Below are 17,653 nucleotides of genomic sequence, written 5' to 3'. Positions count from 1 at the left end.
CGATTGTCTTAGTAATTCGGATACCCTTGGCACTTAAACACCATGTTTGATGAAGTAAGAAGATTAAATAAAAAACATACTATCAAACTTGCAATATCTTCAGCAGTGGCGATAGGGATTGTCCTTGTCGTCATGTTCACTACGGTAACAAGTCCGAAACAAAGGCAATTTTGTATCAACTGCCACAGCAATACTTCGTTAAATATTAGTTGTAAAAAATCATCATTGAAGGACATTGCCTGCGGTGAGTGTCATCATCATGAAAATAAGGACGCCATAGCGATGGGGGTAGAAATAAATGATGAGTATTGTACAGCAGAATCATGTCATCCTTTGAGCAAATTGTCAGCTAAGTCTCTTCAATATAGAAAGATTACACCTTTTGAACACAAGACACATACAAGAGAGTTTTCTGATACATTTCGGCTGAAATGTACTTCTTGCCACGCGAACCTCGGCAGAGAGAGACATTTTGAACTGGATACAAAGACATGCAATGTGTGCCATTTTACCAGTACGCTGAAATATCCCGATACACAGGGTAAAAAACCTATCTCCGATTGTGCCCTGTGTCACACCCATATTAAAAAAACCCTGAAGATATATGAGAAGACGTTTAGGCACGATGCATATGAAGGGAACGAAAAAGTGAGTTGCACTGACTGTCATTTTAAAATTGTCCAGGGCAATGGAAAGGTAGATAAAGAGAGTTGTCGTCAATGTCACGGAAAAGTAGGTGATAATTTTCATAATGCATCCGACATGCATCGCATCCATATTGGTGCTTATAAAACGGCCTGTACGTCGTGCCATGATCCTATTATTCACGGTTGGCTTAAGGTAAATAATCCGGTTGATGGGGGTGAGTATCATTCACAATCGGTGGATACTTGCGCCGAAGTACAAAATTTGTTGATGATGGGAAAGGGTGGCGCCGGGGTAGAAGGTGAACCAGACCCTATGTATCTTGCCACTTTAAATTGTTCCGCATGCCATAAAGACAAATTATTTACAAATGTGAAATCTCAGGTATGTAACAACTGCCATGGCAGGGGATTTGATAAAATATTATCTGAACAGAGGCGTTTTGTATCATTTAACCTGCAATTATTGAATACCTTGTTAATAAAAGTAAAAAATATCAAAACATTAACACAGATCGCATTATTCAAGAGGCGGAAGCAAATTATACCTTAATCAGAAAAGACGGTAGTTTAGGCGCCCATAATATAAAATACGTTAAGGATCTCCTGGGGCGCAGCATTGAACAGTTGAAGCGAATAACAAGGCAAAATTCTGAGAGGTTGTCTCTTAACGAGGAATTATAGTATTACTATATAAAATCTTTCTTTTTCGTAAGTCTTATACATCCTTCCTCGATAGGGGGGTGGGATGTGGCTTTGCTGCTTTATGAAATATGGAATTACGATGCATTTAGGATATTTCTTTTTTATAAGTTTCATTCTCACGCAACAATTAGCATGGGGGAACGGTGATAACGTCATACCACAACACGAAACATCCCTATTGCCTTCCACAGCCTCCCCTGTTTTGCAGGAAGGCGATGAAGGTAAGATAAGAAAACCCACAAAAAAGGCGAGTCTTTTATTGGTTAACGGGATACAGCAACCTCATACTCAGTATCCCACCGGCTCCTGCATTGACAGATGTCATGTGAATTACGCGACATATCAAACAATGTACGATGCGGAATTTTTCCGGCATAGGGTACATTCACCGAAACAGGGAATGGAATGTAATTTGTGCCACGAAAACTACATTGCCGATATGAAACCACATGGCAATCTGATTATACAGGATAAAGATTGTGTAACCTGTCATCATAAAGCGGTGCGCAACGCAGAATGTTTGAAATGTCATGCAGGGATAAAAGACTATATGGAGGGCTGTATTCAGGACATGCTCACTAATGTACCCGATTGGATGTCAAAGGATGTTTCCTGTAGCGATTGCCACAAGCTGGAATTGGACGGCTCCACATTTAAACCCGTGCGTGAGTCCTGCATAGAATGCCATAGTACCGGTTATGGAGCATTATGTGATTTATGGAAAGAGATACTGGATGGCGAAATCAAACAATACTGCGAAAACGAGAGGAATATTCTTAATGCGGTAGGCCATAATCAAACTCAGTCTTCCGGTGCCATCATTTTGGCAGAGCAGATAAATACCGTAGCTAAATATCTGTTTAGTGATTCTTTCGTTTCTCCTCTTTCGCCCGAAGAAGAAGGAGAACGAAGAAATAAATCTCAAAAAAAGAGGGTTTTACCACTCGATATTTCAAACAGGCACAACCTTTTGCAATTTATTCGGTCGTACGGTATTCACAATATCCTGTTATCACAAATACTCTTAAAATCTATGGAAAATGAACAATGCCATTGAAAATAATGAAATTATTTCATATTCATAAGAAATGATGCCGAAAGATTACTATCAAGCTTTGACACAAAGGCGTCATACGTATAAGAAATATTGAAATCGCCGTTGTAAGAAGGATCGTAAGAACCCGGAGTTGTCGGGAAATTTGATGAGCGGGTCTCACCTGCCACATAAATATTTCCACCCGGATCCAGGGCAATAGAGCGAGCGATGTCTCTATAATATCCACCCAAATAGGTAGATGCAATGAGACTTGTTAAATCACTGCTCAGCTTTGATATAAAGGCATCGAAAAAGACACCTTTCGAAGTGGTGTAAGATCCAGGGGTAGTTGGAAAATCTGACGATCCCGTGTAACCTGCGACGTATATAGACCCACCTGATCCGATTGCTATAGAATTAGCCACATCATCATCCGCTCCTCCCAGGTATGTGGATGCAAGAAGGCGTGTTAAATTCCAATTGAGTTTTGATACAAAGGCATCGCCATTATGAAACGAGGTATCATAAGCGCCAGGTGTTGTTGGGAAGTCTAATGACTCAGTTTGGCCGGTTACATAAATATTCCCGTGTGTGTCTATGGTAATAGAATGAGCAGAATCATCAGTGGTTCCCCCCAGATAGGTGGATGCAAGAAGATGCGTTAAATTCCGATCTAACTTTGACACAAAGACGTCGCCAAAACCCCCATTAAATGAAGTATCATAAGCGTCAATACTTGCAGGAAAGTCAGAAGACCAGGTCTCACCACTCACACAGATATTCCTGTCTGAGTCTATGGCTATCGAGGCGCCATAGTCATTATCAGTTCCCCCCAAATAGGTGGATGCAAGCAGGTGGGTTAAATTCCAATTGAGCTTTGATACAAAGGCATCGCCATCATCAAACGAGGTATCATAAGCGCCGGGGATCGTTGGAAAATTTGACGATAAAGTCCTGCCGGTTACATAGATATTAATTCCACCAGGGTCTAAAACGATAGAATGAGCATGATCGTCGGATGACCCTCCTAAATAGGTGGATGCAAGAATGCAGGTCAAATCTCCGCTTAGCTTTGCCAGAAAGGCGTCACTAAAACCACTTTTCGAAGTATCAAAAGCGTCAGAGGTAATGGGAAAATCCGATGATGTAGTTTGGCCGATCACATAAATATTTTTAAATGAATCTATAGCTATGGAACGCACATAATCTTCGGAGACCCCTCCTAAATAGGTCGATGCAAGAAGACGCGTTAAATCTCCGTTTAGTTTTGACACAAAGATATCACTGTCACTATAAGAAACATCAAAAACGCCTGCAGTTGTCGGAAAATCTGAAGACATGGTATAACCGGCAACAAAAATATTTTTGTCTGAATCTATGGCCAGAGAATAGCCATAATCTGAGTCAAGTCCTCCTAAATACGTAGAGGCAAGAAGCGGATCAATGATGAGTTCCTTTGCCCTGTCATAAGCAGCTACTTTGAAACCGTATATCCGCAAACCATGTCCGTTATCCGTGTCCGTTTTATATTTGGGATTGTAAATTTCGGATTTCGGATTTGAGAGGTCTGCTTCCGTATTCTGCCTGCTGACTTCAGAAGCCAGCAGATGATACTCAACATCGACCACAACTCTCTCACCACGTATCTCCTGATAGGCTACCGGTTTTGTAAATACAACGGTTCCTAACTCTGTCTCCGCCTCAATCTGTCCCTCTTCATTCACCCTTACTGCATCTGCCCCGTTCAGTTTTACCTTTATTTGGTTCGGGTTTGCGCCAGGTTTTACTGTAAATAGTTTTTCTACATTATTTCCAAACGCCTTCAGCCGTAAACCGATACCTTCATATATCTCCCCAAGGTTGACAACATCATATGTTGAGATGTTATCCTTCCATTTGGACGGATCTTTCCCTTTAAAATAAGACACTTTCGTTGCCGTCTTTCCTTCTCCCTTTATTTTTTCCACTTTCCCGCCGATAAATTCCTCTCTGAGTACCAGTTTTTTTGACCATTTCTCATCTGGGATTTTCCTATGCATTTGTGGCAATGAATAAACGAGTTCTCCATCGTTCGTTACAAAGATACTCCCCCAAAAGGCATTGGTAACAAACGCTACTCTTTCATCCATCTGATGTTCATTGGCAATGAAAGGAATTTGGAGTCTTTGCGTTTTTTGCATAAATGCCGCTTCTGATGATTTTTTGATATCCTCCTGTTTACCTTGAAAAAACGGGAGAAAAAACACCGCCACGACAAAGATTGCTCCAGAGAAAAAGATTTTGTTCCACCGCTTCATAGTAGTATTACTACCCTCCATTTAATAAGTATGAATCAAAATCGGAGTAATATCATATCAAATATTTTATGGAAAAACAGGACTTTTCTGGTATATATATTCCATTTACCCTTACATGAAAGAGAAATAATCTTATGCGCATCCCATTGGCAAAATACGGAATTAGAGAGTTAATGATCTTTGGTATTCCCTGCGTTGTTGGAATAGGAGTCTCCATTGCATTATTTCCGTGGATTGTCCCTGTTCCGTTGTTTTTTTTAGCCTTCTTGCTGAATTTTTTCCGTGATCCGAATAGAGAGACCCCACAAGGCCTCGAATTCATAATCGCCCCTGCGGATGGAACCGTATCTCATATCGTACCGGTCTTTGAAGAAAATTACCTGAAATGCAATTCGACAAAGATCAGTATCTTTATGTCGGTATTGAATGTACATGTAAACCGCGTCCCTGTGCATGGCCGTGTCGAGTTTATAAAACATACAAAAGGCAAATTTCTGGATGCCAGGGACGACGAGTGTTTTAGGAGTAATGAAAATAATCTGATGGGTTTGTCTTTAACGGGAAGTCATACAAAGATCGCAGTAAAACAAATTGCGGGCAAAATCGCCAAACGCATCGTATGCGCCTGCAAAGTGGGAGATGTTTTTGAAAAGGGGCAGCGATTCGGCATGATCAAGTTTGGCTCACGGGTTGAGGTCTTTGTCCCAAATTCGGTTCAGTTTGAAGTGATGGTCAGGGTAGGGGAAAAAGTGACGGCAGGGAAGACGATACTTGGCAAGATCCGTAACAGGAATTAAAAGGGTTTACATATAACCGCATTGAAAAATACAAAAATAAAAAATCAAAATGCAAAATGACAAATTAAAAATGCTAACTTTTAAAGTTTGATATGTATTTTTGATTTTATATCTTTGATATTTGATTTTCATAGCATTCAATTTTTATTCTGTCTTCTGATTTCTGAATTCTAACTAAAAATAGTCATGTTTACCGGCATCATTGAGCATTTAGCATCAGTAAAAAACTTGTCTCTGAAGGCAGGGGGAGGCGAACTGTTTTTAGATTTTTCGGGCTTTTACGACGACCTTACGTTGGGAGAAAGTATTGCCATTAACGGGGTATGCCTTACGGTAAAAGAGATTTCGGGCAAGATTGTAAGTTTTGACGTCTCCAGTGAAACTCTGAAAAAAACCACACTAGGGAAATTATGTTACGCAGAAAGTGTCAATATTGAACGGGCATTAAGGGTGGGTGACAGAATGGGGGGGCACTTTGTCACAGGTCATGTGGACGGTACAGGCACAATAAAGGGGAAGAAACAATCTGCCGATCAATGTACCATGTCCTTTTCGGTCGAAAAAAAATTTACCGATATAATGATTGAAAAGGGTTCTGTTGCCATAGATGGTATCAGTCTTACGATCGTTAATCTTGTAGATGGCGCTTTTTCCGTGGCATTAATCCCTTATACATTATCCTCGACTACCCTGGGATTCAAGAAGGCAGGGGATCCGGTAAATATCGAGATCGACATGATGGGCAAGTGGATTAAAAGACTTCTGACAAATGTCCAGGAGAAAAAGGGCGGTATTACACAAGAGCAATTGATGGAACAAGGATTTCTATAAATAGAGGGGCACATAAGAAGCACAGCATAAGCAAGAAAGGGTGGCATGGACAAACTTGTTTGTCCGTGTGGAATGGGGATGAAGGATTTATAGCTTGCGTTCGGTTTAAATTGTATGGTTCAATCTGCAAGATTGAACCAGCAGGAACAGGGGTTTATATAAAAACTCAGTAGTCAGTGGAAAACTTAGTGATAAAACCATGGGTTGCAATTATTTGGTTTGGTATTTGGGGTCTTTTTCAAGCTTTTGCTGTTTCCATGGCTGGAACTGGAAATTGGAAGAAGCCTGAGGCCTTTCCAGGGGAAGCATATAAGGCTCTTATATACCCTGATATGTTTTTTATTCCGCTTTACCTCGTAACATCAGTTCTTCTTTTATGTCGGCATTGGCTTGGTTATACGTTGGGTCTTATTTCTGGTGGAGCAGTTATTTACGTTATGATATATCTACTGGCATTGTCGGGATTAAAAGGAATTGAAAACCTCATATTTGATAGTATATTCCTGTTTATCAATATAGTTTCGGTATCGCAAATTGTTAATAGATTTTGTATTCGTGAGAAGTAAGAATGGGGTTTACGCTGGATAAAGTTGTTCCATGGGGTCGTTCGTTTGAAGAGTTGCGAAGGAGGTGCGGATTTTTCCATTGCTTGACCTCGGAGGGTTTCTTTCGTCTTATGTGGAAGAAATCGCAGTGGGGTTGCAGCGTGGCGGGTATGCGGTGGAGTTTCAGAAGGTGCCATACGAGTTTCAGCGTGGTGGAGATCAGATGATAAGGATTAAGCATCTAACTTTCACGGCAGCCGATATGGCGAACCGCGCGGCCGATCTTGATTGAGTGATATCTGTATCTGACCCTACAGACAAATATGAAAAAAAATAAAAAATCAAAATTACTGATCGGAATAACGATGGGTGATCCCTGTGGGATCGGACCAGAGATTATCTTAAAGTCGTTAAAATCCCCAGCCGTCAGAAAGATTGCCAATTATGTCATTATTGGCAATAAGAACGTGTTTGAGCAAGCGGCCAGGACTTTAAAAATACCCTTAAAATATCGAATAATTTCTCATATATCAGAAATTAAAGACTCAAAACAACCTATTTCACTGTTGTCCATGGATAATTTTAAGTCGAATCTCATAAAGCAGAAGAAGGCAACAGCAGAAGGTGGAGAATTGTCCGTTCAATGCGTGATCAGGGGAATTAATCTCGCCATGAGTGGACATATCGACGCCCTTGTTACTGCACCAATTTGCAAGGAGGCCATACATCTCGGGGGGTATGGCTACCCCGGTCATACAGAGATGCTCCAAATTTTTTCAGGCGTTGAGCGTGTTGTTATGCTGATGGTGGGTGGAAAGCTAAGGGTGGCCTTTGTTACCACACATATTGCCTTAAAAGACGTACCACAGTCGATTACCGTAAAAGACGTTCTGGGAACAATAGCCATTAGTGACAACAACCTCAAACAGTATTTTGGCCTAAAAAAGCCAAGAATCGCCGTCTGTGGTTTAAACCCACATGCAGGGGAGGAAGGTATATTTGGAGACGAGGAAAGGAAGGTTATTATCCCCGCAGTTGAAAAGGCAAAGAAAAATGGAATTCAATGTGATGGTCCAGTCTCAGCCGATACGGTATATTATAAGGCATTGAAGGGTGTTTATGATGCGGTTGTAGCCATCTATCACGACCAGGGTGCAATTCCTCTGAAATTGCATGCCTTTGAGACCGGGGTAAACATTACCCTGGGTATTCCCTTTGTCCGCACATCACCAGACCATGGCACTGCTTATGACATTGCGGGTAAGGGTATCGCCGATCCCCATTCCATGATGGAGGCCATAAAGATGGCAGTAAGAATGGTACGGTGCAGTTAACTCCGGAGATACTGAAACGCAGAGAAAATGTTTATAAAAGACTTGCAAAATTGTGAAGAGTTTGTAGCTGGGGACAATGCCATCCTTCGCGAACTTCTGCATCCGGATAAGGAGTATGTAAAGCTTCGCTACAGTTTAGCACATGCAGTTGTTAAGCAGGGCGAAATTTCATATAGGCACAAATTAAAGCACTCAGAGGTATATTACATCCTGGAAGGTAAGGGAATGATGTATATTGATAATGAGTCTGTAGAAGTTCGCACGGGCCAGGCCATTTATATCCCACCAAATGCAATACAGTGTATTAAAAATATTGGACATAACGATTTAAAATTCTTGTGTATCGTTGATCCAGCCTGGCGACCAGAAGATGAAGAGGTGCTATAAATCAGTTGATAGTTATAAAAAACTAAAAGTATAAATAAATCCCATTTTTGGATCACGGACAAACAAGTTTGTCGTTCGACTGAGCGCTCACAGCGAAGTCCATGCCATCCATTATAGGAAAACGATTATGCCACAAAACGAAATAGACTTTATTCCTCACACACCGGCCGTACTGAAGCAGATTTTCAGTCGCAGGGGAATTACCCCCAGCAAACGGTTTGGTCAAAATTTTCTCATTGATCAGAATATCCTCTTATGCATTCCCGATATTGCAGACCTGAAGGAAGATGACGTTATACTGGAGATAGGCACGGGAACAGGGGGGCTGACCAGGTTGTTGGCCGCAAGGTCCCGGCATGTATTTACCGTAGAGGTGGACAAAAAGTTATTTGAACTCTCATCTGACATACTAAAATTTTATGCAAATATTACCCTTGTTAATACCGATGTCTTAAAAACGAAACACGAACTGAATCCGGATATCATATCTTTGTTGCTCAATTGGCTAAAGGAGCACAATCAACCCCGAATAAAAGTAGTTTCCAATCTGCCATACAACATCAGCACACCCGTAATTATCAACCTCCTGGAAGGCGATCTACCTGTCGATTTGATGGTGATGATGCTTCAGAAGGAGATTACAGAGCGAATGACGGCAATTCCAGGCACACGGGAATATGGCATATTATCGGTAATTACCCAGTTGTTTTCAGAAGTAGCTGTCGTAAAGACTTTACCCCCGGAAGTATTCTGGCCAAGACCGGAGATTCATTCGGCTCTTGTTAAGGTAGTTGTCCACAAAGAGAAGTACGCAGGCAGAATAACAGACTATCCATTTTTCAGAAAGATCATTTACGCAATATTTACTTCCCGGCGGAAGACATTAATAAATAGTCTTGAAAATATAACCTTACCCAAAATTTCAAGAGAACACCTGAAGGGAATTATAAGAGATATGCAACTGGATGAACGAATAAGGGGGGAATGTTTAAGCGTTGATCAATTGATCTATCTTTCTGATGCCATTGGTAAGCTAAAAAAACTTTCTGATGAAGTTTCCTGAGAATAACTGACTATACGTTATTCTTTTTCGCTCTCTAACAAAAATGTATCCAGGAGGTTTTTCCCCGTAGAAAGTTTCATCGTTCTTCTGATGCAAATAAAATATCACGATGAACCATTTACCTTTACGTCAAACGTACACTCAAGAAGTTTGGCGGCGCGACGACAGGCAACCATGCGGGCGGTAAAGATCTCAAAGTACTCCACCATATCTGAAATTTCCTTGTCAATATCGAGGATGAGAGTAATTGTCTTGTTTTGCGCATTCATGTGAAGTTTGGATTTTGTCACGGCATAATTGACCCGGTCATGGATATCAAATTTAATTTCCTTTAGACTTCTCACCCTTGACCGATGGACATCGGATTTATCCGCAATGATGAGCGCTGCTGACACCGGGCTTACAATATCACAGGCGCCTTCATCATGATTTCCTACCGCGCTCATAACAAGAACGCGGTCTTCCACAGGCATGTGTAACTCCTTTAAGAATTGACTCGCCAGGTGGGCGCTGTGTTCAGGATGCGAATGGCGACTCACCACGTTTCCAATGTCATGGATATATCCTGCAATAGCCGCAAGTTCGCATGAGTTTGCGTCGTATCCGAGTTCTTCGAGAATCTTCCGTGCATTCTTAGCCACATAATTTCCATGACGTTCTCCGTGCTCTGTATAACCGATTACCCCCAGAAAATCATTTGCCTTTTTTATATAGACTTTAACGTCCGGGTGGTTTTTCACCTGTTCCAGTGTAATCATACTTTTCCTCATTTTGTTTTTTTCCATATAGTGCCATCAGGTTTATCATCGAGGGCAATGCCTATTTCTGAGAGTTTATTGCGGATGAAGTCAGATAATTGCCATTGTTTTGCCTTCCTGAGTTCATTGCGGGTGTCAATGAGAACTTTCATGATGTCTTCAGTCGTTTTATCTTCTACTTGCCAACTGAATGTAGAGGTTGTAGTCACTGTTTTAAGTTTAGGCTCAATTATACCCAGGATATTGCCACCGAGTTCCTGATACAATTTATCAATGTCTTCCAGACATTTTTTGCTTATCTCCTGACCAGAGTTTAATAAGGTATTTACGTCTTTTGATAGATCAAAAAGTACAGCAATAGCGCCGGGGGTATTGATATCCTCGTTCATCGCCTCAAGGAACTTCGTTTTATATTGTTCCAATTTTTCGTAAATTTCATCCGGTGTTGAATCGTCCTTCGCATATCCTAACCGCTCCCGCAGGTTTTTGACTGTGTTGTGCATGCGCTCCAGTCCTTTATTGGCCGCATCCAACGCTTCATTACTATAGTCAAGAGGACTGCGATAATGGGTAGTGAGGATAAAGAACCGTATCGTTAAGGGGTGGTAACTCTTAAAGGCATCCTTGAGGGTAATAAAGTTACCCAGAGATTTTCCCATCTTTTGACCATTTACAGTGACCATGTTATTGTGAATCCAGTATCGTACAAAAGGCAATTCGTTTGCAGCCTCGCTCTGTGCGATTTCACATTCATGATGCGGGAAGGTGTTTTCCAGTCCTCCGCCGTGAATATCCAATGTCTGCCCCAGGTATTTCATGGACATGGCAGAACACTCAAGATGCCATCCGGGAAAACCTTCCCCCCATGGACTTTTCCATCGCATGATGTGGCCGGGCGCCGCCTTCTTCCAGAGCGCAAAATCGGAAGGGTTTCTCTTTTCAGGATTGATTTCTAATCGGGCACCAGCCTCAAGCTCCTCCTGCTTTCTCCCGGAGAGTTTTCCATATTCCCTGAACTTCCGGACATCAAAGTACACAGATCCATTTGATACGTAGGCATACCCTTTCTCAATTAACCTTTCCACGAGTTCAATTTGTTCGGGGATATGTGCCGTTGCCCGTGGTGAGATATCGGGTCGTACGTTATTGAGTTTATCCATGTCTTCGAAATAGCTTCGCGTGTATATTTCGACAAGTTCGGCAGGTTCTATATGTTCTCTTTGCGCACGTTTCAGTATCTTATCTTCACCCGTATCAGCGTTGTCTGTCAGATGACCAACGTCTGTAATGTTCTGTACATAACGCACTTTGTAGCCCAGATATCGGAGATAACGGACCATCACGTCAAAACTAACGTAACTCTTGGCATGTCCAAGATGAGGATGATCATACACCGTAGGGCCACACACATACATAGTAACATAACCTTCATGCAAAGGGGTGAAAACTTCCTTCTGTTTCGTTAATGAATTGTAAAATTTTAGTGTCATGGTTTCATTTCTTATGATTTCAAATATTTTCTTATAGTATGCTATGCACAAAATATATCCATCAATCCTATTTTTAAGCCTTTTAGCAGGGGGGATTCGAGGATACTGTCTTTGCCATATGCCTTATACAGTTGATAAGTATTATCCTTCAGGGTGTAAATCTCTATCTCCTCACCTTCCGGAATTACTATCCAGTATTCCTTTACACCAAATTTTGCATACAGTTTTTTCTTCAGCACCATGTCCCTGTATGCACTATTCTCCGAAATTATTTCTATTACGAGGTCGGGTGCACCCTGGACATTTTTTTCACCGATAATATGGAGCCTGTCCTTTGAGATGAATAGTAAGTCGGGTTGAACAACATTTTCATTATCAAAATATACATCATATGGCGCATCAAAGAGTTCTCCAAGATTATTTTCTGTTAAAAATCTTCTTAATATAAATTCAAGTTTTCCAGAAATCCTTTGATGTCTTGTAATCGGAGATGGTGTCATAAGTAATTCTCCATTGATAAGTTCATACCTCTTGTCATCTGAGATTTTGCAATAATCCTCGTAGGTATATTTTTTTGTTCTTTTCTCCGCAGCAATTTGTGCCATAATAAATCTCCTCACCAAATGATTTATTTCGGATGAACTGTTATGACGGCTGAATAGTTACTTTTTCACCAAAAGAAACCGTTCGATCCTTTTATTACACATACTAATACCCAAAATATTAGCAATACCATAGAGTTCCGGTCCGTGTTCCCTGCCGGTTAAGGCTATACGGACAGGCATATAAAGCCCTTTGCCATTTACTTTTGTTTCTTTTTGCACAGCCGTTAACGCCTCTTTAAAAATTTCAGGAGAGAGGGCGTCCAGTTTTTGGAGTTCCCGGTAAAAGGACAAGAGTACCGATTGTGATATCTCTGACGATAAAAATTCAACATGTTTTTCACTAACGACAGCATCCTTGAAAAAGATATCTGCCTCCTGAACAATTTGAGACATACAAGATATGTTGTTTCGCACCGCATCTACCATCAATCTCAATTGAGCTCTATCGATCTTATTTTCATCCGTAGAAATGAAACCAGCGGCTTGCAGGTAAGGTATCGCCAGGTTTGTAAGCCTTTCTAAATCTGCCTCACGGATATATTGCCCGCTCAACCAATCCAATTTTTGCTGATCGAACACAGAGGACGCCTTACTCATAGTGCCTATTTCAAATGTGTTTGTGACATCGTCGATCTTAAACTTCTCCTTTTTGTCTCTGGGCGCCCACCCCAGAAGTATCATATAGTTGAGGAGCACTTCCGGCAAATAGCCCAATTTGCGGTATTCCGAAAGTGAAAATGCCCCGTGTCGCTTACTCAATAAGGTGCGGTCAGCACCCATGGTGAGTGATAGATGGGCAAATTGCGGGGGTTTTCGATTCAATGCATGAAAAAGCAATATATGACACGGTGTATTTGATAAATGGTCTTCTCCACGGATGACGTGGGTAATTTGCATCAGGGTGTCATCCACCGCAACGGCAAAGTGGAACGATGGTGTTCCATCTGACCGCATAATCACAAAATCTCCAACCAGGCTCATATCAAATTGACACGTGCCCCGAATCAGGTCATCGAATACCAGTAATTCTTCCGGTACTTTAAACCGAATGGTAAAACTCAGCCCGGATGTTTCAAATGTCTTTTTTTGCTTGTCCGTTAGGGTACGGCAGCGATTGTCGTACCGTGGAGGTTTTCCGGTTAGTCTGGCGATCTGTCTTCGTTCTTCTAATTCTTCAGGGGTACAATAGCAGCGATATGCAAGCCCTTCGTTTAAAAATTTCTGGCAGATGTCATGGTAGACAGGCAAACGTTCTGACTGTAAATAGGGACCGTACTGGCCGCCTACGTCAGGCCCTTCCTGCCAGGTCAATCCCAGCCAGTGAAGGTCTTCGACGAGTTGGTTCGTGTACTTTTTCTCTGAGCGTGCAACATCGGTATCTTCAATCCTCAAGATAAAAGCGCCCTTATGCCGTCTTGCAAATAACCAGTTGAAGACGGCCATACGTGCATTCCCGATATGTAAGAGACCTGTGGGCGAAGGCGCAAAACGAACACGTACCATAAATTGTTACTATTTAGCGATATTTGATAAATCGATATTTAATATTTAAACTCCATGCATAAGACTCTCGGCCAACACTGTCGTTATTTATTATCGTTCTGGTAAAAATTACCCTGCCACCATCCTTAACCTTTGCAAAACTTACATCCCAGTATTCTACAATTTTATCAACGGTACTATCACTAAAGGATACGAAAACATTATTTGGCAGAGAAGAAACCCAATCGCCCGTTTCAACCGTTGCAAAGATTTGGTCAGGTATTTTGTTGCCTATAGAATCAATATCAAAATATTCAACTATACTGTCATTTGCCTTAATGGATTTACTCTCTAAATTGATGGAATAACTGCCTTTTTTGATAACATTTACATCATCAGCATAAGAATAAGAAAACAACAATAACGCTAATAATGGCAACAAGTAAATTGACTTTTTCATGATCCCCTTCCTCCAGAAATAAATTACACTGCCAGCAGTTCTATTTTGGGTATGACTGTCTTTGGTTTCTCAAGCTCGACCACGACGACCTTTTTCCCTTTTTTTACGAGGGAGTCAGCCATTTTCTTATTTACAGCGCAAAGATCGGGGTCGTTTGTTGGTAAGATAACAAGCTCGGCTTCAGGCGGTATTTTATCCAATACTTCTGGATGTTCAAAGGCATACTTCATAAATTCATTTAATAAATCAAGATTTTTTTTGATTATTTTATTCTTAGTAATCATTTTCATAACTCCTTTTCGTAAGCTATCCGATACCATTTCCACGATATCTTAAGGTCTTGTATAGCAAAAGTAAATGCCACATTGAAATCTGTGAATGGCAAAGGTTGCTTATCTATGATACCGTTTGGGTGAATTAGGTCTTTGTGAGCTGTATCGTATCTTACGATATTTCTCCACTCATTTTTAATATAGGCTTCGTACTGTGCTACAAATTTAACTATCTTACCTTTTTCTTTAGAGGCTATCACTCTCAATCGATCTTCTTGATCTGGCGATAGCATAATTGTGAATTCTAATGCCTTTAGCATAATACTGCATTGTATTTCATAAACTATTCCCTCTTGGAATACCCATTCCAAAGGTACATCGGTCTGGTATCACCCCGTTCTTGTAATTGAGAAATATCCAGCCTTATCGTATTATTGTGGAAAAGTTTTCTGGACATTAAGCCAAAAAGGTCGGCCAATCCGTAATGTTCTTCATATCTTACGATGGTCGCTTCGGTCAGTCCCGCCAGTTTTTTTGTTAAACCAATGGCATCTTCCAGATAACCTAACTGGTCGACTAATCCATTCTCAAGGGCCTGTTTGCCGGTATAGATTCTTCCATCAGCAATCTTTTTTACCGCTTCGATATCCAAGTTTCTCCCGGTGGAAACCACTTTTACGAATTGCATATACATTTCATCGATGATATTTTTTAAAACGGCTGCTTCGTCTGCGGTCATCTGTTTCAGCGGAGATCCGATCTCCTTGAGATTGCCGGAAGCAATGGAATTATCCTTTATGCCGTATCGGTTGATAAGTTCCGCCACATTGATTAACGGCATAATTACCCCGATACTCCCAGTAATTGTTGTAGGATGCGCAACGATGGCATCAGCCGCTGCGGAGACATAGTATCCGCCGGAGGCCGCAATGTCCTGCATATAGACGACAACCTTTTTCTGTGTTTCGGCTTTAAATTTTATAATCTGATTGTAGATGATGTCGCTTGCCGTAATGCCGCCGCCGGGGCTGTCTACTTCCAGCAAGATGGCTTTTACATGGGTATCGCAAGTGGCTTGTTCCAGGTGTTGTTTTACGACCTCGACAATGCTGGGTTTTTCTATAAACAGGCCCTCTGCCGATTCGTTACTCAAAATGCCCTTAACGGGAATTATGGCAACCTTGCTCTCTCCGCTCCCCTCGATAACAGTCTCGGCAGCTTGTTTCTTGCCTTTTGTTGCGGTGCTTGTGATGAGCGCCTTGCTGAGGACAAGAGAGCCGATAAAAAGCATGAATAATAAGAGCGTACATAAGAAAAAGAATGAAGCTAAACCAACGGCAACCCAGAAACCAGCGCCCCTGCTCTTTTTGATGTATGCGGGTTGCCATCCGGGTCCGGGGGGTATGTTGTCATATTGTGTATCTGTCATAAACCCTCTTTACTTATTTTTCTCCAGAAATACAAGGAATTCTTTTGTAAACAGTTCATCCTGCTAAGCATCTTTGAAAAACAGGTTTCTTTAATAAGTTTTTGGAATTTGCCCATTTTTACAGTACAATAAGCCCTAACCGGATAGTTTTTCTACCAATAGTATCAAGCTTCACCGCGCCATTCCGGGATGAGCATATGTTTTATAGCCAGCACATCCAATATCTTAGCAACAACAAAGTTCACCTGATCATCCGTAGTTTTTGGCTTATGATAAAATCCGGGCATGGCTGGCAATATACATGCCCCGATGGAAGATAATTTTAGCATAGCTTTCAGATGGATGGAAGATAATGGTGTTTCACGCGGCACCACCACAAGTTTTCTCCCTTCTTTAATAGTTACACTTGCTGCACGTTGAATAAGATTATTTGAAATACCATGAGCAATGGAGCACAGGGTATTCATACTGCAGGGGACAATGCACATCGCCTTAATGAAATAGCGGCTACTGGCAATTGTCGCACCAATGTCTGAATTGCTGTGATAGATAATATTGTCTGTTGTGTAACCCAAAAATTGTACAAGGTCCGGGTGGTCACGGTCTAAATCAACTCCTAATTCATGTTTGATAACCAGGGCTGCGGCATCCGATATTGACAGGTGGACATTGCATTCCTTCCTGCAAAGGATTTGCAAGAGACGCTGACCATAGATGACTCCACTTGCCCCCGTAATGCCAACGATAATGTTTTCCACACACATCTCCTTAGACGTGAAAAGGCTTCAATACGGAAAGCACGTCATAAATAGCATGCGTATAGACGGCGATACCCAATCCCCGAAACAGAAAGATAGCCGATAAAAATATTCCCGCTAACAAACGGAACGTAAAATTGGTATACGTAAAGCTGTCGCTTAAAGTCCCCACATAGTGCATGCCGGTAAATAGAAGAGCGCCCACAATAATACTTACTACCGCGCTAATGGGTTTATTTATCTTTAACAGGGCAACAAATACATAATATAATATCGATAGGAGAAGGAGTCGAAACACAATTTCCTCATAAACCCCTGCGCCAACAGAAAGAATAATCCCCATCCATACACGCGAGGAAAAAGGCCCGGCCAGCACATAAGGGAATAATACCTTATAAACAACAAATCCCAATACATAGCCCATAAAAAGGGCATAGACCATACTTTCGAAAAACATGGGGATAAATACCCGAAAGCTTAAGCGGTATTCCTTTTCTATATAAAATACCGATACAACCAAAAAGGCAATAACTAGCGAATTAAATATCAAAGAACCATTTTTGCCAAATAAAAGCAGAGGGGTCTTAACAATGACATCAGCAGTATTTTTGATACTTGCCTCCTGCAGAGCAATCCCCACTTCATACAAGACCAACAGGGGCAGGATAAACAAAAAACTATTGGCCAGGCTCTTAGACCGATAGAAATACGACTTCATTATACACAAACAGTTTTGTCAGGAAGATTATCACAGAGGAAA

Annotated in this window: 20 protein-coding genes; 9 read left to right on the top strand and 11 right to left on the bottom strand. The window is 41.3% G+C overall.

Annotated elements, in window-relative coordinates; all coding sequences use genetic code 11:
- Positions 1-42 precede the first annotated feature (42 nt).
- The gene (locus tag BROSI_RS01065) at positions 43-1,197 is read left to right on the top strand and encodes a cytochrome c3 family protein (protein WP_052561545.1); all 1,155 of its coding nucleotides are present in this window, start codon (positions 43-45) and stop codon (positions 1,195-1,197) included.
- 213 nt (positions 1,198-1,410) lie between these two features.
- Positions 1,411-2,406, top strand: a complete 996-nt coding sequence (locus tag BROSI_RS01060) for a cytochrome c3 family protein (protein WP_157842300.1) — start codon at positions 1,411-1,413, stop codon at positions 2,404-2,406.
- Positions 2,407-2,417: 11 nt separating this feature from the next.
- Here the strand turns inward: BROSI_RS01060 and BROSI_RS01055 are convergent, their stop codons facing one another.
- The gene (locus tag BROSI_RS01055; protein WP_052561541.1) at positions 2,418-4,682 is read right to left on the bottom strand and encodes an SBBP repeat-containing protein; all 2,265 of its coding nucleotides are present in this window, start codon (positions 4,680-4,682) and stop codon (positions 2,418-2,420) included.
- 134 nt (positions 4,683-4,816) lie between these two features.
- Here BROSI_RS01055 and BROSI_RS01050 point away from each other — a divergent pair, with 134 nt between their 5' ends.
- The 7 genes from BROSI_RS01050 (at position 4,817) to rsmA (ending at position 9,639) form a co-directional block, all read left to right on the top strand.
- Entirely contained in the window at positions 4,817-5,479 is a 663-nt protein-coding gene (locus tag BROSI_RS01050) for a phosphatidylserine decarboxylase family protein (protein WP_052561539.1), read from the top strand.
- Positions 5,480-5,665: 186 nt separating this feature from the next.
- The gene (locus BROSI_RS01045) at positions 5,666-6,310 is read left to right on the top strand and encodes a riboflavin synthase (protein WP_052561538.1); all 645 of its coding nucleotides are present in this window, start codon (positions 5,666-5,668) and stop codon (positions 6,308-6,310) included.
- 188 nt (positions 6,311-6,498) lie between these two features.
- Complete coding sequence (locus BROSI_RS01040; protein ID WP_157842299.1) at positions 6,499-6,876, top strand: hypothetical protein; 378 nt, start codon at positions 6,499-6,501, stop codon at positions 6,874-6,876.
- Positions 6,877-6,955: 79 nt separating this feature from the next.
- On the top strand, positions 6,956-7,147 hold the full coding sequence (locus tag BROSI_RS01035) for a hypothetical protein (RefSeq protein ID WP_052561534.1): 192 nt from the start codon (positions 6,956-6,958) through the stop codon (positions 7,145-7,147).
- A 31-nt stretch (positions 7,148-7,178) separates the two neighbouring features.
- Positions 7,179-8,189, top strand: a complete 1,011-nt coding sequence (gene pdxA / locus BROSI_RS01030; protein WP_052561532.1) for a 4-hydroxythreonine-4-phosphate dehydrogenase PdxA — start codon at positions 7,179-7,181, stop codon at positions 8,187-8,189.
- A 27-nt stretch (positions 8,190-8,216) separates the two neighbouring features.
- A complete protein-coding gene (locus tag BROSI_RS01025) occupies positions 8,217-8,576 on the top strand; it encodes a cupin domain-containing protein (protein ID WP_052561530.1) in 360 nt (119 codons plus the stop codon).
- A gap of 127 nt (positions 8,577-8,703) precedes the next feature.
- The gene (gene rsmA, locus BROSI_RS01020; protein WP_052561526.1) at positions 8,704-9,639 is read left to right on the top strand and encodes a 16S rRNA (adenine(1518)-N(6)/adenine(1519)-N(6))-dimethyltransferase RsmA; all 936 of its coding nucleotides are present in this window, start codon (positions 8,704-8,706) and stop codon (positions 9,637-9,639) included.
- 104 nt (positions 9,640-9,743) lie between these two features.
- On the opposite strand, the gene BROSI_RS01015 is transcribed toward rsmA, so the two are convergent.
- From BROSI_RS01015 to BROSI_RS00970, 10 genes are all read right to left on the bottom strand, one after another.
- Positions 9,744-10,397: an HD domain-containing protein gene (locus BROSI_RS01015; RefSeq protein WP_052565560.1), complete on the bottom strand. Its 654-nt coding sequence runs from the start codon at positions 10,395-10,397 to the stop codon at positions 9,744-9,746.
- An 8-nt stretch (positions 10,398-10,405) separates the two neighbouring features.
- Positions 10,406-11,887, bottom strand: a complete 1,482-nt coding sequence (gene cysS, locus BROSI_RS01010; protein ID WP_052561524.1) for a cysteine--tRNA ligase — start codon at positions 11,885-11,887, stop codon at positions 10,406-10,408.
- Between the two features lie 41 nt (positions 11,888-11,928).
- Complete coding sequence (locus BROSI_RS01005) at positions 11,929-12,492, bottom strand: Uma2 family endonuclease (RefSeq protein ID WP_052561522.1); 564 nt, start codon at positions 12,490-12,492, stop codon at positions 11,929-11,931.
- A 57-nt stretch (positions 12,493-12,549) separates the two neighbouring features.
- Entirely contained in the window at positions 12,550-13,995 is a 1,446-nt protein-coding gene (gene gltX, locus BROSI_RS01000; RefSeq protein ID WP_082058946.1) for a glutamate--tRNA ligase, read from the bottom strand.
- A gap of 13 nt (positions 13,996-14,008) precedes the next feature.
- The gene (locus BROSI_RS00995) at positions 14,009-14,434 is read right to left on the bottom strand and encodes a hypothetical protein (RefSeq protein ID WP_052561518.1); all 426 of its coding nucleotides are present in this window, start codon (positions 14,432-14,434) and stop codon (positions 14,009-14,011) included.
- Positions 14,435-14,457: 23 nt separating this feature from the next.
- Positions 14,458-14,718 carry a DUF5647 family protein gene (locus BROSI_RS00990; protein WP_052561516.1) on the bottom strand — a complete coding sequence of 87 codons (261 nt, stop codon included), beginning with the start codon at positions 14,716-14,718 and terminating at the stop codon, positions 14,458-14,460.
- 2 nt (positions 14,719-14,720) lie between these two features.
- The gene (locus BROSI_RS00985; protein WP_052561514.1) at positions 14,721-15,026 is read right to left on the bottom strand and encodes a DUF7718 family protein; all 306 of its coding nucleotides are present in this window, start codon (positions 15,024-15,026) and stop codon (positions 14,721-14,723) included.
- A gap of 23 nt (positions 15,027-15,049) precedes the next feature.
- Entirely contained in the window at positions 15,050-16,135 is a 1,086-nt protein-coding gene (gene sppA, locus BROSI_RS00980; protein ID WP_052561512.1) for a signal peptide peptidase SppA, read from the bottom strand.
- A gap of 164 nt (positions 16,136-16,299) precedes the next feature.
- Positions 16,300-16,899 (bottom strand): UbiX family flavin prenyltransferase, encoded by a 600-nt coding sequence (locus BROSI_RS00975; RefSeq protein WP_052561510.1) that lies wholly within the window; start codon positions 16,897-16,899, stop codon positions 16,300-16,302.
- A gap of 4 nt (positions 16,900-16,903) precedes the next feature.
- The gene (locus BROSI_RS00970) at positions 16,904-17,611 is read right to left on the bottom strand and encodes a CPBP family intramembrane glutamic endopeptidase (RefSeq protein WP_082058945.1); all 708 of its coding nucleotides are present in this window, start codon (positions 17,609-17,611) and stop codon (positions 16,904-16,906) included.
- Positions 17,612-17,653: the final 42 nt, after the last annotated feature.

The organism is Candidatus Brocadia sinica JPN1, from assembly GCF_000949635.1.
GTDB lineage: Bacteria > Planctomycetota > Brocadiia > Brocadiales > Brocadiaceae > Brocadia > Brocadia sinica.
This window is presented reverse-complemented; position numbering and strand designations above follow the sequence as displayed.